The organism is Sphingobium sp. YR768 (assembly GCF_900111125.1).
In the GTDB taxonomy this organism is placed as follows: domain Bacteria; phylum Pseudomonadota; class Alphaproteobacteria; order Sphingomonadales; family Sphingomonadaceae; genus Sphingobium.
In genome coordinates this window covers 25,003-47,194 of record NZ_FOGE01000028.1, presented here as the reverse complement: position 1 = coordinate 47,194, position 22,192 = coordinate 25,003, and the positions used below count along the sequence as shown (strand labels likewise).

Below are 22,192 nucleotides of genomic sequence, written 5' to 3'. Positions count from 1 at the left end.
CTGACCCGGCGGCCCCTCTCATTTTCGTGACTCGCCCCGTTGCAGTCGATTCGATCTGCCGTCGGTGGCGATCCACAGCATGCCTTGATGGACGCCCCGCCCCAACGCGCTATACCGGCCTGTATGACAGCCGCCACGTCCCTTGGCCATCCCGTCTACCGGGACATGCCCACCACCATTTTCGAACATATGTCCGCCCGCGCGCGGGAAAGCGGCGCGATCAATCTGGGGCAGGGCTTTCCCGAAGGACCGGGACCGCAAGAGGTGTTGCAGGCCGCCGCCGACGCGCTGCTGACGAAATCCAGCCAATATCCGCCGATGCCCGGCCTGCTGGAATTGCGGACAGCAATCGCGGCCCATTATGCCCGCAGCCAGCAGATCGACCTGATGCCGCAGGAGATCATCGTCACCTCCGGCGCGACCGAGGCGATCGCCGCCAGTCTGCTGGCGCTGGTGCAGCCGGGCGACGAGGTGCTGATGCTCGCCCCCCTTTATGACGCCTATCTGCCGCTGGTGGAGCGGGTCGGCGGCGTGGCGAAGCTGGTGAAGCTGACCCCGCCCGACTGGCGCGTCAGCCGCGAGGCGCTTGAGGCGGCGATCGGCCCACGCACCCGCATCCTGCTGATGAACAATCCGGTGAACCCGACCGGCATCGTGCTGCGTGACGAGGAACTGGCGCTGCTGGCCGACCTGTGCGTCGCCCATGACCTGATCGCCATCTGCGACGAGGTATGGGAGGAAACCGTCTATGACGGCCTGCCCCACCGACCGCTGATCGGCTTTCCCGGCATGCGCGACCGTACGGTCAAGATCGGGTCGGCGGGCAAGATCTTCTCCGTCACCGGCTGGAAGGTCGGCTGGATGTGCGCCGCCCCGCCGATCGCCAACCTGCTCGCCCGCGCGCATCAGTTCCTGACCTTCACCACCCCGCCCAATCTGCAATGGGCGGTGGCGGAGGGGCTGGGCTGGCCCGACGCCTGGCTGAACGACCAGCGCGCCGCCTATCAGGCGTCGCGCGACCGGCTGGCGGCGGGGCTGGAGAAAGCCGGCTATGTCGTGCAGCCCAGCGGCGCGACCTGGTTCCTGTCGATCGACCTGCCCGCCTCGGGCATCGCGATGGACGACGTGACCTTCTGCAACCGCATCATCGAGGAAGCCGGCGTGGCGGCTATCCCGATCAGCGCCTTCTATCCGCAAGACCCGGTGACGCATCTCGTCCGCCTGTGCTTTTCCAAGACGGACGAGACGCTGGATCAGGCGATCGGGAGGCTGGCCGCCTTCCGCGCAGCGCTGGGCTGACGAAGAAAGAAGGATCATTGTCGAACGACAAGTATCCATGATGGCCCGCTTATGATCGCTTCCATGCGGGCCGCACTTGCAATCTGATGGAATGGCGGACCTGCATATGTGCTCGCAGGCCCGCCGGGCATGATGCGGGATGGGCTGGCGGAGGGGCCACCAGCCCTGTCTCCTACCCCCGCATCGTGCCTGTCTCCATGTAGCGCTGGTGCCAGGCGAGCGCTTCGCCCGGCAGCATCGGCGATTGCAGGCCGAAACTGCCCTTTTGCGCGCGCGCATAATAGTCCGCCAGCATCGGCCGGTAATCGGGATGGGCGCATCGGGCGATGATCAGTTCCGCGCGCTGGCGCGGGGCGAGGCCGCGCAGGTCGGCCAGACCCTGCTCGGTCACGATCACCTGCACGTCCTGATTGATATGGTCGACATGGCTGCAATGCGGCACGATCGCGGAAATCGCGCCGCCCTTGGCCGTGGAGGGCGTCATGAACACCGACAGATAGGCATTGCGCGCAAAATCGCCCGACCCGCCAATGCCATTCTGGATGCGCGATCCCATCAGATGGGTCGAATTGACATTGCCGTAAATGTCCGCCTCAATCAGGCCGTTCATCGCGATGCAGCCCAGCCGCCGGATCAGTTCGGGATGGTTGCTGATCTCCTGCGGGCGCAGCAGCATCTTGTCGCGGAAACGGTGCATGTCGTTGTTGAGCCGCGCGGCGGCTTCCGGCGAGAGCGAGAAGGCGGTGGCGCTCGCCATGCGGAGCTTGCCCGATTCCAGCAGGTCCAGCATCCCGTCCTGAATCACCTCGGTATAGGCGACCATATTGTCGAACGGCGCGTCGATCAGGCCGCTGAGCACGGCGTTGGCGATATTGCCCACGCCCGATTGCAGCGGCAGCAGCGAGGCGGGCAGGCGGCCCTGCCGCACTTCATGGCTCAGGAAATCGAGCAGATGGCCTGCAATCGCATGGGCGGCGGCGTCCGGCGGGGAGAAGGGGGCGTTACGGTCTGGCGCTTCGGTTTCGACTACCGCGATCACCTTGTCGGGATCGCAGCGGAAGGTCGGCTGGCCGATGCGCTGGTCGGCGCGGACCAGCGGGATGGGGATGCGGTGCGGCGGCAGGGCGGTGCCATAATAAATGTCGTGCATCCCCTCCAGCGCGGGGTTCTGCCAGCGATTGACCTCCAGGATGACGCCCTTGGCGCGATCGATCCAGGTCTTGTTATTGCCGACCGAGGCGGACGGGATCAGGTCGCCATCGGCGGTGATGCCGGTCACTTCGACCACGGCGACGTCCAGGTCGCCCAGGAAGCCCTGCCAGGCCATCGGCGCGACCTGGCTCAGATGCATGTCGAAATAATGCATCTCGCCGCGATTGATGCGTTCGCGGGCGATGGGGTCGCTATTATAGGGCAGGCGGAATTCGACGCCGTCGGCCTTGGCCAGTGCGCCGTCCAGTTCCGGGCCGGTCGATGCGCCGGTCCAGATTTTCACGCGGAAGCGCTCGCCCGCCTGATGCGCAGTAGTCATCCGCTCGGCCAGCGCCAGCGGCACCGCCTTGGGATAGCCCGATCCGGTGAAGCCGCTCATGCCCACGGTCATGCCGTCATGGATCAGCGCGGCAGCCTCCTGCGCGGAACGGCTTTTCGACGCCAGTCCCGCATGGGCGATACGATTGGTCATCATCCTCTACCTCCTGCGGTCAATCGGGCCGCTTTCAGATGTTCCGTTCTGGCTTTTCCGGCGGGAAGACAATAAGGATTCGCCGCACAAACATTGTGCGGATTACGTTCATATGTCTGATCTGTTGGTCGCTTTGCGGACATTCGTCCGGCTGCATGAACTGCCCAGCTTCTCCCGCGTCGCGCAGGAGATGCACGCCAGCCATACCACGGTCGCCCGGCGACTGGATCAGGTGGAGGCGCATTTCGGCGTGCCGCTGTTCCACCGCACGACACGGCGGCTGGTGCCCACGGCGGAGGCCGACCGGCTGCTGGTCCATGCGCGCATGATGCTGGACGCGCTGGACAATGCGGAGGCGGATTTCGGCCCGGCGCGCGATCAACCGCGCGGGCTGGTGCGGATCGGGCTGACGACGGCGCTGGGGCTGCATTATGTCGAGCGGCTGGGCGAACTGACGGCGCGGCATCCCGGCTTGCAGATCGATTGCGCCATGACCGACTGGCAGCGCGACGTGGTGGAGGACAGGCTGGACCTGGCGCTGCGGGTAGGGCCGATCGGCGACGAAAGTCTGGTGGTGCATCATCTGGGGGTGCTGGCCCGGCGGCTGGTGGCGCATCCCGACTATCTGGCGCGCCATGGCGTGCCGGCGCGGGTCGACGATCTGGCCGATCACCAGTGCATCGCCTATGCCTATGGCGACCGGCGCGCGCGCTGGACGATCGACGGGCGCGAACGGGTGGTGACCGGCGTCTTCCGGTCGGACAATAGCGAAGCCGTGCATCGCGCGGCGCGCAGCGGCCTGGGCATCGCGCTGTTGCCCGCGATTCGCGTGGCGGGGGACATGGCGGCGGGGCGACTGGCGCCGGTGCTGCCCGACAGCGCCATCGCCCCGCTCGACATTTTCGCGGTCCATCCCTCCCACCGCCGCCTGCCCCCGCGCGTGCGGCTGGTGCTGGACTTCATGAAGGCGCATTTTCCGGCGGAGGCATGAGTCCGCATTGGCGATTGCCGTCATGCGCCGGTCGCGCTTTGATGCCATAATTGTTGAACCATGCCCTCTTGTCCCGGAGTCGGATATGCGTTTGTCGGTCGGAGTCTCTCTCGCCTTACCCCTGTTTTTTGCCGGAGCCGCCATGGCGCAGGCGCCATCGGATGTCGCCGATCTGGTCGGCGCAAAGGGCGCGGGCGGCGAAACCCAGTTGCAGGCGCGCGGCTATCGCTTCGTGCGGGTGGAAACGGGTGACGATCGCAAATGGAGCTATTGGTGGCATCCGCAGCGGCGCCAATGTCTGAGCGTCGCCACTTATGATGGCCGCTATCAGGCGATCACCGCTACCCCCGCGCCCGATTGTGGTGAGCGGGCGCATCAGGCCGATGGCCGTGACGATGCGGGGCATGATGCGCGCGGATCGGGCCATCATCCCGATATCGGCTATGCCCGGCCACAGCCGACGCGCGAAACGCCCAGCTATGCCGCGCCGGATGGCGGGGCGGTGATGGTGGACGGCCAGCCGGTGGATCTGGGTCTGGTCTGCTTTGGCGACGGGCAGCGGCCCGGCGTCGCCAACAGCTATGGCTGGGCCTGGGATCATGATCGCAAACGCTATGTCTATGGCAACCGCATCGACATGACGGCGCAGCAGTTCGATGCGTCGGTCATGCTGCAATTCTGGGCAGGCGGCGGCCGGATCAAGCTGCCCAGGAAGCTCGTCCCGCCGATCCATTCGCGCGGCACAGACGATGGCTGGTGGGACGTCTATAATGTCTCGATGCAGCCCGACCGGATCAGTGGCGAATATCGGCTGAACGGCCTCAACAAGCCGCGCATCCTGGTCAACCGGGTCAGCGGGCAGATCAGCATCATCGGAACGGCAGACTATGCGTTTCGCGGGACATGCGACACGGTGGAGGCGGCGGCGCATCGGCGGTTCTGACAGGCAAATCCGGGCGGGACGACCGGCGCCCCGCCCGCAGGATCAGCGCTCCACCCCCTTCGCTTTTCCCCATGCGCGGGCGGCGGTGTAGCCCAGATAGCCGGTGCCAAAGAGCGCATAGAGCGGTTCGGGCAGCGCGTTGAGATAGGCGCGCATGCCGGTGATGATCGCCGCCGCGACCTGTGGCTGGACGCCCGCGATCAGGCCCATCGGCACGGACCAGAGCAGCAGGGCATACATGACATAGAGGAAGGCGGGCCGGGCGCGCGCGATCCACGGATCGACGCTGTCGTCCGAGGAGGTGGGCGCGCCGCTGTTGGGGATAGGCTCCATCCTAGCCGATCCGGTTCGCGAGCCAGCCATAGAGGAAGGCTTCGTTGGCGGGGCGGCTTTCGGCCAGTTCGATATAGCGTTCGCCCTGCAACGCCTGAAGCGCCTGCAACAGCACGAATCCGCCGGGCGAACCGCGCAGCGCCTGATAGGCGCGCAGCGCGGCGATCGTGCGCGCGCCGATGACGCGATCGACCTTCAGGTCCGGATAATCCTTCTGGTTGCGGTTGAGCGCATTGAGCGCGCGCTGGAGAAAGCCGGTCGCGGTGCCGACGCCCATATTGACCGCCGTGTCGAACAATTCCGCGGCGATGATCCAGTTGATTGTCGCGACGAAATTATAGCCCGGCTGTTCCCAGTAGAGCCGGCGATAGATCGTCTCCGCCAGACTGCGCGGCAGCGCGCGCATATCGCCGAAATAGCCATTGGCGCGCGCCACGGCCGCGGTGATGCCCATATTGGTCTGGCCGCCGCGATCGGACGGATGATCGCTGAAGCCGCCTTCGCGGGCGATGACGCCCTCGATCAGGTCGTCAATATCCATGATTCGCCTCCTGTGGTTAAAGGAAGCGGATCATTTATCCCATATGGTTATCTGTAGGACAGCGCGAATGGTGCGCTGTCAGGCGATCGCGCGAGCGGCCACAAGGCGGTTCGCCAGATAATCGCGCGGTAGAGCGCCTAGTTACGCTGCCGCCGCCTGCGCCGCCGGACTGTCACAAAGCCGATCAGGATCGCCGCCATCGCCGCCAGATGCATGAAAAAGTCGAACAGAATCTGAGTCATATCCGGTCCCCACCGTGATCCGTCCGCTATGCGGTCCAATGATTGACAATTGGTAAGGGGAGCGGAGAGATGCCTCCGTCCATGTCTCTGCGGCATCATGTTAAGCGGATTGAGGAAGCGGAGAAGCCGAAGCCATCCCCATTCACGACCTTGTTCGGCTCGTTCGACGCTTGGGTCGAGAGCGAGGTGCTGCCTAGCATTGAGGGCGGGGCGCTGGACCGGCGGGACATGGAGCGGGGCATATGCAAGCTGACGGTGATCCCGCATGACTGGCAGCGTGGCGGGAGCGCGACCGTCAGTGCGGCACACAGGGTTCGCGCAGCTTTGGTCGATTGCTTATTAGTGCTGCGGTGTTCAAGGTGAATCCATTTCCCTGATCCGGCCTCAGCACCACAAGAAAATCTCTGTCACCCCTTATCTGCGCGTGTGCAATGCTAATGGCTGGAACGATAGACCGGCGCTCAATGCCTCGGACGACACGCTTGATGTGAACTTGAAGGCTAAACTCGCTTAGCCAGCCGGGAAGTCGGTCTTGAGGGTCTGCGCTGGCGTGTTCAGCAATACTCGTCGTGGCTATTCGACCGACGATGACCAAATCATTGCAAGAATATTTTAATTCGTGATCCTCCTCCCGGCCTCGCGTGGTTACGCATCCGGCTAGAAGGAATAGGAGAAGGGGTACCAAACGACAGAGCATTCCACACCGTAGTTCGAACTGGAACTGCTTGCCAGCGTCCTGCTCGCCTGACGCTAACAGCGCCCTGCACCTAGGCGACATGGGGCACTGCTTGAGCGGTGGCGATTCAGTGGGGCGTTACGGTCTGCTTATCACTGTCGCATATACGAAAACGGGCAGCTTTCGCTGCCCGATAGATCGCCAATCTGGCTGATATTATTTTGGTCGGGACGAGAGGATTCGAACCTCCGACCCCCACACCCCCAGTGTGATGCGCTACCAGGCTGCGCTACGTCCCGACCGGAGGGCGCCCTTTAGAAGGGCAAACCGGAAAGCGCAAGCGTTCAATCGTCACTCTTTTGACGACCGGCCCGAATTCCTAATCATATTGCCTCTGCGCCCTTATCTGTGTTAGCCGCGCGCCCTTGATGCGTGGGTGCCTTCGGGTGTCCCGCGACCGACAGAAAATAAGGCAGTCCCACCCATGTTCATTACTCCAGCCCTTGCCCAGACCGCTGGCGGGCAAGCGTCCGGCGCCGGCATCGTGATGCAGATGGCGCCGCTGGTCCTGATCTTCGTCGTTTTCTATTTCCTGCTGATCCGTCCGCAGCAAAAGAAGATGAAGGAGCATAAGGCCAAGATCGACGCCGTGAAGAAGGGCGATCAGGTCGTCACCGGTGGCGGTCTGGTCGGCAAGGTCGTGCGTGTCGACGAAATTTATGCCGATATCGAACTGGCCCCGAACATGAAGGTCAAGGCGGTCAAGTCCACCCTGACCGAGGTGATCGACCCCACCACCGCCAAGCCTGCGAACGACTGAGCGCACCGATGCTGAACTTTTCGCGCTGGGCGGTCGCCGCGATCCTCCTGCCGCTGGTCCTTGGCGCCCTGTGCGCCGTGCCGACCTTCCTGCCCGAAGCGACCGTGGCAAAGCTGCCCCGCGTCATGCAGACGCGCGTCAATCTGGGCCTCGACCTTGCGGGCGGCAGCCATCTGCTGCTCGAAGCGTCGACCCAGGATGTCGCCAAGCAGCGGCTCGCCAATATGGAGGAGCAGGTCCGCACGGAACTGCGCCGGGGTGAGCCCAAGATCGCGATCGGCGACATTAGCAGCCGCGACGGCAAGCTCAGCTTCATGGTCCGCGAACCCAGTCAGGTCGATGCCGCCGTCGAGCGCATCCGCCCGCTGACGCAGGGTGCGGGCCTGACCGGCCAGCGCGATTTCAATGTGGAGGTGGTGAACAGCTCCACCATCACGATCACGCCGACCGATGCGGGCATCAAGAATGCGATCAAGAGCGCGATGGAGGTTTCGACCGAAGTCATCCGCCGCCGCATCGACGAAATGGGCACGCGCGAACCCACGATCCAGCAGCAGGGCGACAATCGTATCGTCGTGCAGGTGCCGGGCCTTCAGGATCCCAAGGCGCTGAAGGCGCTGCTGGGCCAGACCGCAAAGCTTGAATTCAAGCTGGTCGACGTCAACGCCAACCCGTCCGAAGTGGCGCAGGGCCGCGCCCCGGTGGGCAGCGAAGTCCTGCCCTATCCGACCAATCCGGCCGGCGTCCCCTATATTGCGGTGAAGCGGCAGGTGATGGTGTCGGGTGAAGACCTGAGCGACGCCACGCAGGGCTATGACCAGAGCAATCAGGCGATCGTCAACATCCGCTTCAACGGGTCGGGCGGGCGCAAGTTCGGCCAGGTGACGTCGCAGAATGTCAACCGCCCCTTCGCCATCATCCTGGATGGCAAGGTGCTGTCGGCGCCGAACATCAACGAACCGATTCTGGGCGGCAGCGCACAGGTCAGCGGCAGCTTCACCGTCGAAAGCGCCAACCAGCTCGCCATCGCCCTGCGGTCGGGCAAGCTGCCCGTGAACTTTGCGGTGGTGGAAGAACGCACGGTCGGGCCGGGCCTTGGCGCCGACTCGATCCGCGCGGGCCTGATCGCGTCGATCGTCGCGGTGGTCGCTGTCGCCGCCTTCATGTTCTTCAGCTATGGCCGTTTCGGCCTCTATGCGAACATCGCCGTCGCCATCAACGTGCTGGTAATCCTGGGCGTGATGGGCATCCTTGGCGCCACGCTGACCCTGCCGGGGATCGCCGGTTTCGTGCTGACCATCGGTACGGCGGTCGACGCCAACGTGCTGATCTATGAGCGTATCCGCGAAGAGCGGCGGCGCGGGCGCGGCGTGGTGCAGGCGATCGAATTCGGCTATAAGGAAGCCAGCCGCACCATCTTCGAAGCGAATGTGACGCACGCCATCGCCGGCGGCATCATGCTGGCGCTGGGCTCCGGCCCGGTGAAGGGCTTCGCGATCGTGCTGCTCATTGGTATCGCGACCAGCGTGTTTACCGCCGTCACCTTCACGCGCGTTCTGGCGGCCCATTGGGTCCGCACCAAGCGCCCGACCGATATCAACATCTGATGCGGGCGCTTTCTTTCTCGCCGTTCGCCCTGAGCTTGTCGAAGGGCCAGGCTGAGCCGCAGGCGAAGCCACTTCGCTTCGCTCAGTGCTGGGCTTCGACTTCGCTCAGCCCGAACGGGTAAGGGTAATGCTATGAAATTGCTTAAGCTTGTCCCCGACAATACCAACATCGCCTTCGTCGCGGTGCGCAAATGGGCCTTTGCCCTGACCGCGCTGCTGACGGTGCTGGCGGTCGGTGCGACCCTCCACAAGGGCCTCAATCTGGGTGTCGATTTTGTCGGCGGCCTGATGATCGAGGCGAAATTCCCGCAGGCGGTGGAAACCGACAAGGTGCGCGCCACCATCGGCAGGCTGGGCGTGGGCGAAAGCTCGCTCCAGCAGTTCGGTGATCCCAAGACGGTGCAGATCCGCCTGCCGCTGCCCGAACAGGGTGGCGCCGGCGCGGCCAATGCCGTGGTGGAAAAGACGAGAGTGGCGATGACGGCGGAATTCCCCGGCGTCACCTTCTCCCGTTACGACACCGTGTCGGGCAAGGTGTCGGGCGAACTGATCCAGAATGGCGTGCTGGCGGTGGTGCTGGCGATCGTGGGCATCGCGGTGTTCAGCTGGTTCCGCTATGAATGGCAGTTCGGCGTGTCGACCTTCGTCGCGATCGTGCACGACGTGCTGATGACGCTGGGCTTCTTCGCGATCACCCAGCTGGAATTCGACCTCAACATCATCGCCGCCGTGCTGACGATTGTGGGCTATTCCATCAACGACAAGATGGTGATCGACGATCGTATCCGCGAAAATATGCGCAAATATCGCAAGATGGACATGAAGTCGCTGATCGACCTGTCCGTCAACGAAACCCTGCCGCGCACGGTGATGACATCCGTCACCATCCTGCTGGCGCTGGGCGCGTTGCTGCTGCTGGGCGGCCATGTGCTGCGCGGCTTCACCGCCGCCATGATGCTGGGCATTATCGTCGGCACCTATTCGTCGGTCTATGTGTCCTCTTCGCTGCTGATCTCGCTGGGCCTCAGCCCGCAGACGGCGGAGAAGAAGAGCACCAAGAAGAGCGGCTATACCGGTACGGCCGAACGCGTCGGCCCCAGAGAGTCAAACCGTGACGACGGGGCGCGGCCCTGACCGACGCCGGGATCAAGCTGCGCCGCGATGACAGCGGCCAGGGGCCGGTCGTCACCGGCTTCCAGGGGCGCGGCTTTCGCGTGCGCGACGATGTGTTCCCCGATGGCCTGCTGCTCAGCCCGGTGCGGGCGCTGGCTTGGGCCAATGCGCCGGCGGCGGTGGAGGCGCTGACGCTGGATGCGCTGGGCGACCTGTTCGACTTCGATCCACGTCCCGAATTCCTGCTGCTGGGCACCGGCGCCGGCCTGCGCCAGCCGCCACGCCCCTTCGTCCGCGCGGTCGAGGCGCTGGGGATCGGCGTGGAGGCGATGGACAGCCGCGCCGCGGCCCGCGCCTGGGGCGTGCTGCGCGCCGAGGAACGGCAGATCGTGGCGGCGCTGCTGCCGCTGTAAGGTTGCGGTGCTCCTGCGAAAGCAGGAGCCCAGTTGAGACGGCAAAACTAGGCTCCTGCTTTCGCAGGAGCACGCCGCACCATAAGTCTTGCCCTCATCCTACCGCTTCGCCAATGTCGCCCCCTCATTGAATCGAGGGGGCTTTTTCATGTCATTCCGCCGTCCCGCCGCTGCCTTTCTGGCGGCGCTGCTCGTCTCCACCAGCGCCCATGCCGCGACCCCCGATGCGCAGGCGCGGGGCGATGAGCCTGCCTTCCGCGCCCTCTACAAGGAACTGGTCGAAACCGATTCAAGCTGGCCGGACGGCAGTTGCACGGTCGCGGCCGAACGGATGGGCGCGCGTCTCAAGGCGGCGGGCTATGCCGACAGCGATGTGTCGGTCATCGTCGATCCGGCGCATCCCAAGGAAGGCAATCTGTCGGCCATCCTGCGTGGCAGCGACGCGAAGCTGCCCGCGATCCTGCTGCTCGCCCATATCGACGTGGTCGCGGCCAGGCGCGCCGACTGGGAGCGCGATCCCTTCACCCTGATCGAGGAAGGCGGCTATTTCTACGGCCGCGGCACCTCCGATGACAAGGCGATGGCGGCGGCCTTCACCGACCAGATGGTCCGCTACAAGGCGGAGGGCTATAGGCCCAAGCGCACGATCAAGCTGGCGCTGACCTGCGGCGAGGAAACGGAAAAGGCGCTGAACGGCGTCGAATATCTGCTGAAGAACCATCCCGATGCGCTGAAGGCGGGCTGGGCGCTCAATGAAGGCGGCGGCGGGTCGCTGGACGAAGCGGGCAAGCCGGTCAGCCAGGGCGTGCAGGCGGGCGAGAAAGTCTATCAGGACTTCACCTTCACCGCGACCGCGCCGGGCGGACACAGTTCGCGCCAGACGCCGCGCTTCAATGCGATCGGCTGGATGGCGGCGGCGCTGGCACGGGTGAATGATTATGATTTCCCGGTCGATCTGACCCCGGCGGCCAAGGCCTATTTCGGCGCGTCGGCCCCACTCTATCCGGGCAAGGTGTCGGCCGCGATGGCGGCGATCGGCGCGGGCAAGGCGAGTGATGCGGACTATGCCGCCGTGTCGGCCGAAAGCGGAAGCTGGAACGCGACGCTGCGCACCACCTGCATCCCGACGCTGATCTCCGGCGGCCATGCTCCCAATGCGCAGCCGCAATCGGTGACCGCCAACGTCAATTGCCGGATCATTCCGGGCGAAAGCGTCGAATCGATCCTGGCCCGGCTTCAGGAGGTGGCGGGCGATAGCAAGGTGAAGGTAACGCTGGCCGATCCGCCCCAGCCCAAATCCTCCGCGCCGGACCTGACGCCGCAGATCATGGGGCCGATCACCGCGCTGACGAAGGAGATGTGGCCGGGCGTACCGGTGATCCCGCGTCTGGCGACCGGCGCGACCGACGGGCGCTTCACCAATGCGGCTGGCATCCCGACCTATGGCGTGTCCGGCATGTTCGCCGATCCGGACGGGCAGGGCGTCCATGGCCTGAATGAGCGCATCCGCGTCAAATCACTGATGGATGGCCGGGCCTTCCTCTATCGTCTGGTGAAGCTCTACACGCAGTAAGTGTTTGTCCTGAAATGCGCGAAAGGGCGCATTTCAGGAACCGCACCGGCCCACACCCCCACCCGGCCACCCATATGATACTGCCGTTGGGCGGCCGGGTGGGGTTCGGTCGAGTCCCGCGCCTCGGCCGAAGGCCGGTGCGGCCATGCGGCGTAGCCGCACCCAAAAACGGCAGGCAGGGAGGCATGCGCGGTGCATGCCTCCCGCCGCCTTGCGCATCGGCCAATATCTGCCTAAGCATGAGGGCAAGTTCCGGCCCCGTATTTGGGACTGGCGATAAGCAGAAGTGAGTTACGGCATGGTGCAGCAAAGCCGCCCATCGCCGCAGAGTTCCGGCCCGACCGGCCGTTATGCGGGCAAGCGCGCCCGTTCCGGTTCGGGCGATGGGAGCCAGGCTGCGGCCATTCCTCCGCCCTCCACACAGCGGGGCTTCGCCCCTTATGGCGCGCGGGATCGCCGATCCTATGCCGCGATCGACCTGGGCACTAATAATTGCCGGCTGCTGATCGCCAAGCCGTCCGCCGATGGCTTCATCGTCGTGGACGCTTTTTCGCGAATCGTGCGGCTGGGCGAAGGTCTGGCCGCGACCGGCCGGATCAGCGACGCCGCGATCGACCGCGCCATTGCCGCCCTGTCCGTTTGCGCCGACAAGCTGCGCCGCCGCCATGTGACGCTGGCGCGATCGGTCGCGACCGAAGCCTGCCGCCGTGCGTCCAATGGCGAGGAATTCATTCGCCGCGTCTATAAGGAAACCGGCATCGCCCTCGACATCATCAGCGCGCAGGAAGAGGCGCGGCTGGCGGTGCTGGGCTGTCATGCACTGCTGGAGCCGGGCGATGGCCCGGCGTTGATCTTCGACATTGGCGGGGGATCGACCGAACTGGTTCTGGTCGACGCCCATGGCGACGGCACGCCGCATATCGTCGACTGGGTGAGCGCGCCCTGGGGCGTGGTGTCGCTGACGGAGAGCGAAGCCTTCGACCATGGCGATCCGGCCGAGCGGGCCGCCGCCTATGGCCGGATGCGCGCGCGCGTGTCCGAAGCCTTCTCGCCGCTTGCCCGCCGTTTGCCCAAGGATGCGCAGGATATTCGCCTGCTCGGCACGTCCGGCACGGTGACGACGCTGGCCAGCCTGCATCTGGGCCTGCCGCGTTACGACCGGCAGGCGATCGACGGGCTGATCGTGCCCTGCGAATCGATGCGCGCCATTTCCGACCGATTGTCCGGCATGGCGCTGGCGGAGCGGCAGAAGCTGCCCTGCATCGGCACGGAGCGGGCCGATCTGGTGGTGGCGGGTTGCGCTATTTTGGAATCGATCCTCGACATCTGGCCTGCGGAGCGACTGGGCGTCGCCGACCGCGGCATCAGGGAGGGGATATTGCGCGGGCTGATGGACCGCGGCGGGAGAGTGATGTGAGAGGCTCTGGTGTTGGCAAGGTGCGGGTCAAAACCGCCAAAGGGCGCACGGCGCAGTCGGTGCGCTGGCTGGAGCGCCATCTGAACGACCCCTATGTCCGCAAGGCGAAGGCGGAAGGCTGGCGTAGCCGCGCCGCCTTCAAGCTCATCGAACTGGACGAGAAATTCCATTTCGTGAAGGGATCGAAGGCGGTCGTCGACCTGGGCGTCGCGCCGGGCGGCTGGGCGCAGGTGGTGCGCAAGATGGCGCCTAAGGCCGCCGTTGTCGGCATCGACCTGCTGCCGGTCGATCCGATTCAGGGCGTCACCCTGTTCGAGATGGATTTCATGGATGACAAGGCGCCGGGCCTGCTGCGCGAGGCGCTGGGGCAGGAGCCGGACCTCATCATTTCCGATATGGCGGCCAATACGGTCGGCCATGCCGCGACCGATCACCTGCGCACCATGGGGCTGGTCGAAGCGGCGGCCTGGTTCGCGGTGGAAAATCTGCGCAAGGGCGGCACCTTCGTCGCCAAGGTGTTCGCGGGCGGCACGGACGGCGAATTGCTGGTGCTGCTGAAGAAGAATTTCACGACGATCAAGCACGCCAAGCCACCGGCCAGCCGGAAGGGCAGCGTCGAATGGTATGTCGTGGCGCAGGGGTTCAAGGGGCGGCCGGACGAAGGGACCGAACCGACCGAGTAGGATAGATTTGGGGGGCATTTGGTCGCAACGGTTTCGACGGTCGCCTATCTGGGGCTGGAGGCGCGCGCCGTGGAGGTGCAGTGCCAGCTGGTCCCCGGCCTTCCCAACTTCATCCTGGTCGGCCTGCCGGACAAGGCCGTGGCGGAAAGCCGCGAGCGGGTGCGCAACGCCATCGCCGCGATCGGCCTGTCGTTGCCACCCAAGCGGATCACGGTGAACCTGTCACCGGCCGACCTGCCCAAGGAAGGATCGCATTTCGACCTGCCCATCGCCATTGCCCTGCTGGGCGCGATGGGCGTGATCGATGCCGAGACGCTGGCGGGCTATGTCGTGGTCGGCGAACTGGGGCTGGACGGGCGCACCGCGCCGTCGCCCGGCGTGCTGCTGGCGGCGCTCCATGCGGGTAGCCAGGACAAGGGGCTGGTCTGCCCGGCGGCGCAGGGCGCGGAAGCCGCCTGGGCGGGCGAGGTGGAAGTGATCGCCGCGCCGGATCTGCTCAGTCTGCTCAACCATTTCAAGGGCACCGCCGCCCTCTCGCCGCCGCAACCGGGCATTGTCGATGCGCCGGTGCGCGGCGCGGACCTCAAACAGGTGAAGGGGCAGGAAGTCGCCAAGCGCGCGCTGGAGATTGCGGCAGCGGGCGGCCATAATCTGCTGATGGTCGGGCCGCCGGGCGCGGGCAAATCGCTGATGGCCAGTTGCCTGCCCGGCATCCTGCCCGACATGACCCCGTCCGAAGCGCTGGAAAGCTCCATGGTGGCCAGCGTCGCCGGCACGCTGGAGGGCGGGCGGATCAGCCGGGCGCGCCCCTTCCGCAATCCGCATCACAGCGCGTCGATGGCGGCGCTGGTCGGCGGGGGCCTGAAGGCGCGACCGGGCGAGGTCAGCATGGCCCATCTGGGCGTGCTGTTCCTGGACGAATTGCCGGAATTTCAGCGCACGGTGCTGGATTCGCTGCGCCAGCCGCTGGAGACGGGCGAGGTGACGGTGGCGCGGGCCAATGCGCATGTGACCTTTCCCGCGCGGGTGCAATTGATCGCGGCGATGAATCCCTGCCGCTGCGGGCACCTCAGCGATCCGGCGCTCGCCTGTTCGCGCGCGCCCCGCTGCGCGGCGGATTATCAGGCGAAGGTGTCGGGGCCGCTGCTCGATCGCATCGACCTGCATGTGGAGGTGCAGGCGGTGACGGCCGCCGATCTCGTCCTGCCCCCGCCCGCCGAAGGATCGGCCGAGGTCGCGGCACGGGTCGCGGCGGCTCGGGCGGTGCAGACCGCGCGCTATAACGGCAGCGGCGTGCGCACCAATGCGGAGGTGGATGGCGAGCGGCTGGAAGCTGTCGCCGGACCGGACGAAGCGGGCCGGCAATTGCTGGCCCAGGCCGCCGCCGCGATGAAACTGTCCGCGCGCGGCTATACCCGCGTGCTGCGCGTAGCCCGCACCATCGCCGACCTGGCCGGCGCCAATCGTGTCGGCCGGGTGCATGTGGCGGAAGCGCTGAGTTATCGGCGAAGGGCGCCGGTGAATTGAGGGGGCATTTTGTCATAGCACCGTATGAGGTAAGATGACGATCGCGGTCAGGCTGAATGTTGGTGAAACGCTGAGCGACCGGGTGATGAAGGTCGATCATGCCGGCGAACATGGGGCCATCTGCATCTATACGGCACAGAAATGGTTCGCGCGCTGGCGTGCCCCAACGTTGCTGGAGGATCTCGATCATTTCTTGGCCCATGAACGTGGGCATCGCGACCTGTTCGGTCGGGAGCTGGCCCGGCGGGGAAGGCGGCGCTGCCGCAGCTATTTATTCTGTGGTCTGGGCGGTCTGGTGCTGGGTGCCATCACCGGACTGGCGGGGCGAAACGCCATTATCGCGACCACGGTCGCGGTGGAGCGCGTCGTGCTGAAGCATATGTATGCGCAGATCGAGGCGCTGGTGGGCAAGGATGAAGCGGCGGTTGCCCTGTTGCGCCACATCATCGTGGAAGAGCAGGAGCATCATGATGTGTCGGCCGCCAGTCTGGAAATGTCCGGCTTCTGGCAGAAGATCATCGATCCGACCGTCGCATTATCCACGCGGGTCGTGATCTGGCTGGGAATGCACCTTTAGGGCATGGAGCCTTAAGTAAGGCCCGTTCGGGCTGAGCCTGTCGAAGCCCCGCTGTCGAAGCCCCGCTCTGTTCTTCAAGAAGTGCGGCCCTTCGACAGGCTCAGGGCGAACGGATACAAAATTGATCCAGACTTTGCGCAAGATGCCTTTAGCCGGCGCGCCCTCAAGGCACCGGTCGAACGCTGATCAGCGTGTAGATGCCGATGGCAATGCCGCTGCCGGTGAAGCCGAGCAGAAACCGGCGAATGTCGGGCCAGAAGTCGGGACGTTCCATGGCGCACCTCTTCCCCTTGGGATGATGGCGCGGGGATTAGGAGCGCGGCGGCCGCCTTTCCAGTGACAAATATGGTTAGGCGCGGGCGCGCCGTGCTCCTGCGAAAGCAGGAGCCCAGCCCGGCCCTATCCTGTGACCGTGACGGTGGAACTGGGTTCCTGCCTTCGCAGGAACACGCGCGGTCATGGGAATAAGCGGCCGTTCAACCCGCGCTGTCGTTGGTGATCAGCTTGAGTTCGGCGGCCGGGGTGGCGCCGTCCTTGTGGGTGAAGCGGCCGGCGATCCGGCTGCCCGGCTCGATCGTGATGGTGGCATAGGTCACGTCGCCGGTGATCCGGGCGCTGCTTTCCACCACCAGTTCGTCGGCGCTGATCGATCCGTCGACCAGCCCCGCCAGACGGGCGCTCTGCGCGGTGACATGGCCGGTGATGCGGCTGTCCGGCCCCTGCACCAGCGACGCGCAGCTGATATCGCCCTCGATCGCGCCGTCGATATGCAGGTCGACCGATGCGGCGACATTGCCGGTGATGGTGACGTCGCCACCGATCAGCGAGAAGGGAATGGATTTACCCCCGGTTGCGGACATCGGCGAAACGGGCCGTGGCGACTTGCTGGACTTGGAGAACATCTTTGCGGGCCTCCAGGAAGGGGCGGGGGTTGACGGCCTGGCCGTTCAGCCGGACCTCGAAATGCAGATGCGTGCCGGTCGATCGGCCGGTCGAGCCCATGCGGCCGATCGTGTCGCCGCGCGCGACCTTCTGCCCCACGCGGGCGGCAAAGCCGGACAGATGGGCGTAGCGGGTCATGATGCCATTGCCATGTTCGACCTCGACCACATTGCCATAGCCCTGCCGCTGGCCGACATAGCTGACCTTGCCATTGGCGGCGGCGTTGATCGACTGGCCGTAGCGGCCGGGGAAATCGAGCCCGGCATGGAAGGCGGCATGGCCGTTGAAGGGATCGCGGCGATATCCGTAGCTGCTGGTCAGCATCGGCGCGGCGGTCGGCTGGCCGGACGGGATGGCGAGCAGGCTGCGTTCCAGAAATTCCATCCGCGACATCGCGTCGGCCAGATGTTCCAGCTCGTCGGTCATCGCGCCCTTCTCGCCCTTCCATGGCACGAAGGGACCACCTTGTGCACGGGCGGCGTTGCGGGCGAGGGCGTCGGGATTGAGGCCGAAGCTGCGGATCGCGCTGGCGGCCTTGTCGGCGCGGCGTTCGATCGCGTGGGTCAGAAGCAAAGCGAAGCGGCGCTGGCGCTGTTCCAGACGGACCAGCGGGGCGGCCTCGGGCGCGCTGCTGATCTTGGTGGACAGGCTGTCCTTCTTGTCGCCCTTCTCCGGCCCGACCAGATCGGCGCCGGCGGCATTGCCGTCCTCGGCTCCGAAATGCGTCTTGTAGAGATCGTCCATGAAGTCCTGCCGGGCTTCCAGATCCTGGGCGAGATCCTCGACGGACTTGCGATAATTGGCGACCTTGCTCGCGGCGCTGGCGACGGAGCGGCCCTGCTGGTCGAGGGCGGCCTGTTGCTGGGCGACGGCGGCGCTGCCGGCCATCATCGACACGGTAATGCCGGCCCAGCCGATGAGTGCAGCGGACAGCAGGCCAGCCGCGCCGATCTGAAGACGGCGGGAGATGCGGATGAATTTCACCTGGCCGCCGGATCGCAGGAAAATCTCCCGCTCAGGGCACAGGGCGTTCAGCCGGTCCCGGAGGCCGGCTACCCCCTTTTTCTTCTGATGCGACAATGCGACCCCGCGACTCTTCTTTTGCGAGTCGGGCCGCTATCAAAGCTTCACCGCGCGCGCGAATCCGACGGTACGGACTCGTGACGAGTCGAAGCTTGAACGGGGTGAAATGAGCATCAGGCGAATTGGTTCCGCCCGGATGACAATATTTTTCACTTTGTGGCGGGCGTCCCTAACGCTGGACCAGCATGGTATCGCGCAGCAGCGCTTCCACCGCTGCGCGCGGCATCGCGGCGCCGAAATGGTAGCCCTGGCCATAATGGCATCCGCCCGCGCGCAGATAATCGAGTTGCTGTTGATTCTCCACGCCTTCCGCCACGGTGCGGATGCCCAGGCTGTAGGCCAGGTTGAGCACGGTGCGCACGATCGCCGCATCGTCCGGGTCCGTTTCCAGATCGCGCACGAACCGCTGGTCGATCTTGATGATGTCGATCGGAAACTGTTTGAGATGCGACAGGGAAGCATAGCCGGTGCCGAAATCGTCGAGCGCGATGGCGATACCGGCGTCGCTCAACTGCTGGAGCGAACGACCGACCCGGTCGGCGTTGCGGCCCAGAAACACCGATTCGGTGACTTCCAGTTCGATCTCCGACGACGGCAGGCCGGCGCGCTCCAGACTTTGGAGCAGCCGATCGCCAAAAGCGTCATCGTCCAGATCGGCGCCCGATATATTGACGGCGACATGGCCGAAGGGGAGGCCGGCCGCGCGCCAGCGGACGCAATCGGTAACGATGCCGTCGATCATCTGCGCGGTGATGGCCGGGCCGAGTTCGGGATGTTCGAAGGCGGCGGCGATATCGCCGGGCATGATTATCGCGCCGCTGGCCGTCGGGCAGCGGAACAGCGCCTCGAACCCGATCAGTTCGCCCGTGTCGAGCGCGATCTTGGGCTGATACCAGGGGGCGGGCCGTTCCTGCGCCAGCAGATGCCGCGCCCGATCCAGCATCGCGGCCTCCCGCTCCCAGTCTTCGAGCAGGCCGGGGCAGAAGAGGGTGGCCCGCCCGCGCCCGTTATTCTTGGCGTGGTATAGCGCAATGTCTGCATGTTTGATCAGTGCGGCGCCGTCATCGCCATGGTCGGGGAACAGCGCGACGCCGATACTGGCCCGGCTTTCGATCGGCCGGCCGCGATAATTCAACGGGGCATGCACATGCTCGGCGATGCGGCCAAGTATATGGTGCAGCGCGTCCGTGTCGGGCAGGTCGGTCAGCAATACGGCAAATTCGTCACCGCCCATGCGCGCGACCAGATCGCCGGGCCGCAGAGCGTGGTGCAGCCGTTCGGCGACGGCGCAGAGCAGGGCGTCCCCGGCGTCATGCCCCGCGGTGTCATTGACCCGCTTGAATTCGTCCAGGTCGACCAGCAGCACGGCCGACTGGGCAGCGACGCCCACTTCGTTCGCGGTTGCCCGCGCGACGGCGGCCATGAAATGGGCGCGATTGGCAAGGCCGGTGAGCCCATCGGACATGGCGAGTCGCTCCAGCCGCTGTTCGGCCTCCTTGCGTTCGGTGATGTCCACGACGCTGGTCACGAAACAGGGCTGTCCCTCGATCACGATCGGTCGGGACGACAGCAATGTGTCGCGAATCTCGCCATCGCCGCGCAACAGCCGGCATTCGAAATTATCGATTGTCTCGCCGCGCTGGAGCAGGTCGAACAGCCTGTCGCGCGTGGCCGGGTCGACATAGCTCTGATTGACGTTGGTCAGTGTCACGTCCCGGCCCATGGCATAGCCTTCGGCCGCCGCGCGGTTCTGACGCAGGACATTGCCGTCACGACAGGTGACGAGCAGGGGCAGGGGCACCGCCATGAACATGCGTTCCAGCGTGTCGCGGCTGTCGGCCAGCGCCGCCTGCGCCTCCCGCGCCATGCGGCCTGCCGTCCATTCCTGCCGCTGAAGCCGGTTGCGCCGCGCGATCGCCAGCCACATGCCGCAATGCAGGATCAGCATGGCCAGAACCATGCCCAGCATGGTGGAGGACGCCGGCGCCGGGGCCAGATAGCCGATCAGCAGGGCGATGCCACAGCCCAGACCGCCACCCACATTGCCGCGAAAACTGGTCGGCACGACGAGGTAGAAGACCAGCGGGAGCATCACCAGCACGAAGATGGCGATGTCGCTGCGCGAGCTGACGAGCAGGGCGACGCCGATCGCGGTGACGACCTGCCAGGCGAAGCAGATGCGTTCGACAGCCTTGAAGCTGGTCATCCGGCCGCAGAGCGACAGGCAATAAAGCGACCACAGCACGACCACGACCCGCGCGGGCACGGCGACCCAGAAATGCGGGGTGCCGGCAAAGCGCCAGTCGCTGATCAGGAACAGGCCGTTGAGCAGCGCGGATAGCAGAAAAAGCAGGCGGGCGTTGCGCCGGGATTCGGGGAGTCGCTCCGCCTGAAACGCCGATTCCCGCGACGGACTGAAGAATTCGCCGGTAAATGTGGATAATGTCGTCACGTTTGGCCCACTCTGCGCGAGGCAGAAGGATAGGCTTGCGTGGTTACCAATTGCCTAACCCTATGAAATGCAGTCGCTGCCCGGATGGCCGGGGGCTTTGCTTGACCCTTTGCCTCCACATCGCTATAGGCCCGCCCTGCCCAGAGGTCTGCCGTGCGAAGACTCGTCTCCTCGCGATATATGGCTGGGCGCCAACAGAGCTGAACATTACCGGGTGCTCTTGCGGCTCCAGGGGGTTTTCGCCCCCGGGGCCTTTGCTGTTTGGAGGCTATCGCTTTCAGGCGGCAGGACACTGGAATGCCGGTAAAGTAACTGAAAAGGTGAAGGGCTTCATGCCAACAATCAACCAGCTGGTCCGCAAGGGCCGCGAACTGCAGAAGACCAAGTCCAAGGTCCCTGCGATGGATGCGAACCCGCAGAAGCGCGGCGTTTGCACCCGCGTCTACACGACGACCCCGAAGAAGCCGAACTCGGCGCTTCGCAAGGTGGCGAAGGTGCGTCTGGTCAACCAGCGCGAAGTCATCACCTATATTCCGGGTGAAGGCCATAACCTCCAGGAACACAGCGTCGTGCTGATCCGTGGCGGCCGTGTGCGAGATCTTCCGGGCGTGCGTTACCACGTTCTTCGCGGCGTTCTGGATACCCAGGGCGTCAAGGATCGCAAGCAGAGCCGTTCGAAGTACGGCGCGAAGCGTCCGAAGTAAGGGGAGAACAGGAATATGTCACGTCGTCGTCGCCCCGAAAAGCGCGTTATCCTGCCGGATCCCAAATTCGGTGATATCGTGCTGTCGAAGTTCATGAACAGCATCATGCAGGACGGTAAGAAGGCCGTTGCCGAATCGATCGTCTATGGCGCTCTCGACACCGTCGAGACCCGCGCCAAGAAGGACCCGATCGGTCTGTTCCATGACGCCCTCAACAATGTGAAGCCCGGTATCGAAGTTCGCAGCCGCCGTGTCGGTGGTGCGACCTATCAGGTTCCTGTCGAAGTTCGTCCCGAACGTTCGCAGGCCCTGGCGATCCGCTGGCTGATCACCGCCGCGCGCAACCGCAGCGAAACCACCATGGCGGCCCGTCTGTCGGGTGAGCTGCTGGACGCCGCCAACAACCGCGGCAATGCCGTGAAGAAGCGCGAAGACACGCACCGCATGGCGGAAGCGAACCGCGCCTTCTCGCACTACCGCTGGTAAAAAGAGGCAGGCGGGCGCCGCAAGGCGCCTGTTTTGTCATCTGGTTTCCAAAATCGGTCCGTTCGTCATGGGTGGCTACCCATGGC

General features: G+C 65.1%; 20 protein-coding genes and 1 tRNA gene. 14 read left to right on the top strand and 7 right to left on the bottom strand.

Features of this window, described 5'->3' with window-relative positions; translation table 11 throughout:
• Positions 1–123: 123 nt before the first annotated feature.
• On the top strand, positions 124–1,299 hold the full coding sequence (locus tag BMX92_RS21795) for an aminotransferase (protein WP_093020475.1): 1,176 nt from the start codon (positions 124–126) through the stop codon (positions 1,297–1,299).
• Positions 1,300–1,471: 172 nt separating this feature from the next.
• Here BMX92_RS21795 and BMX92_RS21790 read toward each other — a convergent pair whose 3' ends face one another.
• On the bottom strand, positions 1,472–2,986 hold the full coding sequence (locus BMX92_RS21790) for an acetyl-CoA hydrolase/transferase family protein (RefSeq protein WP_177185196.1): 1,515 nt from the start codon (positions 2,984–2,986) through the stop codon (positions 1,472–1,474).
• Between the two features lie 109 nt (positions 2,987–3,095).
• On the opposite strand from BMX92_RS21790, the gene BMX92_RS21785 reads away from it, so the two are divergent.
• Together BMX92_RS21785 and BMX92_RS21780 are read left to right on the top strand one after the other, a co-directional pair.
• Positions 3,096–3,974: a LysR family transcriptional regulator gene (locus tag BMX92_RS21785; RefSeq protein WP_093020493.1), complete on the top strand. Its 879-nt coding sequence runs from the start codon at positions 3,096–3,098 to the stop codon at positions 3,972–3,974.
• A gap of 85 nt (positions 3,975–4,059) precedes the next feature.
• Positions 4,060–4,917, top strand: a complete 858-nt coding sequence (locus BMX92_RS21780) for a hypothetical protein (protein WP_093020473.1) — start codon at positions 4,060–4,062, stop codon at positions 4,915–4,917.
• 42 nt (positions 4,918–4,959) lie between these two features.
• Here BMX92_RS21780 and BMX92_RS21775 read toward each other — a convergent pair whose 3' ends face one another.
• The 3 genes from BMX92_RS21775 to BMX92_RS21760 form a co-directional block, all read right to left on the bottom strand.
• Complete coding sequence (locus tag BMX92_RS21775; protein ID WP_093020471.1) at positions 4,960–5,250, bottom strand: 3TM-type holin; 291 nt, start codon at positions 5,248–5,250, stop codon at positions 4,960–4,962.
• Position 5,251: 1 nt separating this feature from the next.
• Positions 5,252–5,791 (bottom strand): glycoside hydrolase family 108 protein, encoded by a 540-nt coding sequence (locus BMX92_RS21770; protein ID WP_093020469.1) that lies wholly within the window; start codon positions 5,789–5,791, stop codon positions 5,252–5,254.
• Between the two features lie 1,140 nt (positions 5,792–6,931).
• A tRNA-Pro gene (locus tag BMX92_RS21760) sits at positions 6,932–7,008 on the bottom strand.
• 185 nt (positions 7,009–7,193) lie between these two features.
• On the opposite strand from BMX92_RS21760, the gene yajC reads away from it, so the two are divergent.
• The 9 genes from yajC to BMX92_RS21715 all read left to right on the top strand — a co-directional run bounded on the left by yajC (position 7,194) and on the right by BMX92_RS21715 (position 16,439).
• Complete coding sequence (gene yajC / locus BMX92_RS21755) at positions 7,194–7,529, top strand: preprotein translocase subunit YajC (RefSeq protein WP_093020465.1); 336 nt, start codon at positions 7,194–7,196, stop codon at positions 7,527–7,529.
• 8 nt (positions 7,530–7,537) lie between these two features.
• Positions 7,538–9,136 carry a protein translocase subunit SecD gene (gene secD / locus BMX92_RS21750; RefSeq protein ID WP_093020463.1) on the top strand — a complete coding sequence of 533 codons (1,599 nt, stop codon included), beginning with the start codon at positions 7,538–7,540 and terminating at the stop codon, positions 9,134–9,136.
• Positions 9,137–9,268: 132 nt separating this feature from the next.
• Positions 9,269–10,270: a protein translocase subunit SecF gene (gene secF, locus BMX92_RS21745; RefSeq protein ID WP_093020461.1), complete on the top strand. Its 1,002-nt coding sequence runs from the start codon at positions 9,269–9,271 to the stop codon at positions 10,268–10,270.
• A complete protein-coding gene (locus BMX92_RS21740; RefSeq protein WP_371262501.1) occupies positions 10,267–10,662 on the top strand; it encodes an MTH938/NDUFAF3 family protein in 396 nt (131 codons plus the stop codon). The genes secF and BMX92_RS21740 overlap by 4 nt, the downstream gene beginning before the upstream one ends.
• A 148-nt stretch (positions 10,663–10,810) precedes the next feature.
• Entirely contained in the window at positions 10,811–12,235 is a 1,425-nt protein-coding gene (locus BMX92_RS21735) for a M20/M25/M40 family metallo-hydrolase (protein WP_093020457.1), read from the top strand.
• Between the two features lie 298 nt (positions 12,236–12,533).
• Positions 12,534–13,652 (top strand): Ppx/GppA phosphatase family protein, encoded by a 1,119-nt coding sequence (locus BMX92_RS21730; RefSeq protein ID WP_093020454.1) that lies wholly within the window; start codon positions 12,534–12,536, stop codon positions 13,650–13,652.
• The gene (locus BMX92_RS21725; protein WP_093020452.1) at positions 13,649–14,335 is read left to right on the top strand and encodes an RlmE family RNA methyltransferase; all 687 of its coding nucleotides are present in this window, start codon (positions 13,649–13,651) and stop codon (positions 14,333–14,335) included. Before BMX92_RS21730 ends, BMX92_RS21725 begins: the two co-directional genes overlap by 4 nt.
• 18 nt (positions 14,336–14,353) lie before the next feature.
• Positions 14,354–15,862, top strand: a complete 1,509-nt coding sequence (locus tag BMX92_RS21720; protein WP_093020450.1) for a YifB family Mg chelatase-like AAA ATPase — start codon at positions 14,354–14,356, stop codon at positions 15,860–15,862.
• 34 nt (positions 15,863–15,896) lie between these two features.
• Entirely contained in the window at positions 15,897–16,439 is a 543-nt protein-coding gene (locus BMX92_RS21715) for a demethoxyubiquinone hydroxylase family protein (RefSeq protein WP_093020448.1), read from the top strand.
• A 476-nt stretch (positions 16,440–16,915) separates the two neighbouring features.
• On the opposite strand, the gene BMX92_RS21710 is transcribed toward BMX92_RS21715, so the two are convergent.
• The 3 genes from BMX92_RS21710 to BMX92_RS21700 all read right to left on the bottom strand — a co-directional run bounded on the left by BMX92_RS21710 (position 16,916) and on the right by BMX92_RS21700 (position 20,916).
• Positions 16,916–17,299: a bactofilin family protein gene (locus BMX92_RS21710; RefSeq protein WP_177185195.1), complete on the bottom strand. Its 384-nt coding sequence runs from the start codon at positions 17,297–17,299 to the stop codon at positions 16,916–16,918.
• Positions 17,280–18,461 carry a M23 family metallopeptidase gene (locus BMX92_RS21705; RefSeq protein WP_093020444.1) on the bottom strand — a complete coding sequence of 394 codons (1,182 nt, stop codon included), beginning with the start codon at positions 18,459–18,461 and terminating at the stop codon, positions 17,280–17,282. The genes BMX92_RS21710 and BMX92_RS21705 overlap by 20 nt, the downstream gene beginning before the upstream one ends.
• A 172-nt stretch (positions 18,462–18,633) precedes the next feature.
• The gene (locus BMX92_RS21700; RefSeq protein WP_093020442.1) at positions 18,634–20,916 is read right to left on the bottom strand and encodes a putative bifunctional diguanylate cyclase/phosphodiesterase; all 2,283 of its coding nucleotides are present in this window, start codon (positions 20,914–20,916) and stop codon (positions 18,634–18,636) included.
• Positions 20,917–21,248: 332 nt separating this feature from the next.
• On the opposite strand from BMX92_RS21700, the gene rpsL reads away from it, so the two are divergent.
• Positions 21,249–21,620, top strand: coding sequence for a 30S ribosomal protein S12 (gene rpsL, locus BMX92_RS21695; protein WP_004208728.1), 372 nt, complete (start codon positions 21,249–21,251; stop codon positions 21,618–21,620).
• 15 nt (positions 21,621–21,635) lie between these two features.
• Positions 21,636–22,106: a 30S ribosomal protein S7 gene (gene rpsG / locus BMX92_RS21690; protein WP_093020440.1), complete on the top strand. Its 471-nt coding sequence runs from the start codon at positions 21,636–21,638 to the stop codon at positions 22,104–22,106.
• The last annotated feature ends 86 nt before the right edge of the window (positions 22,107–22,192 follow it).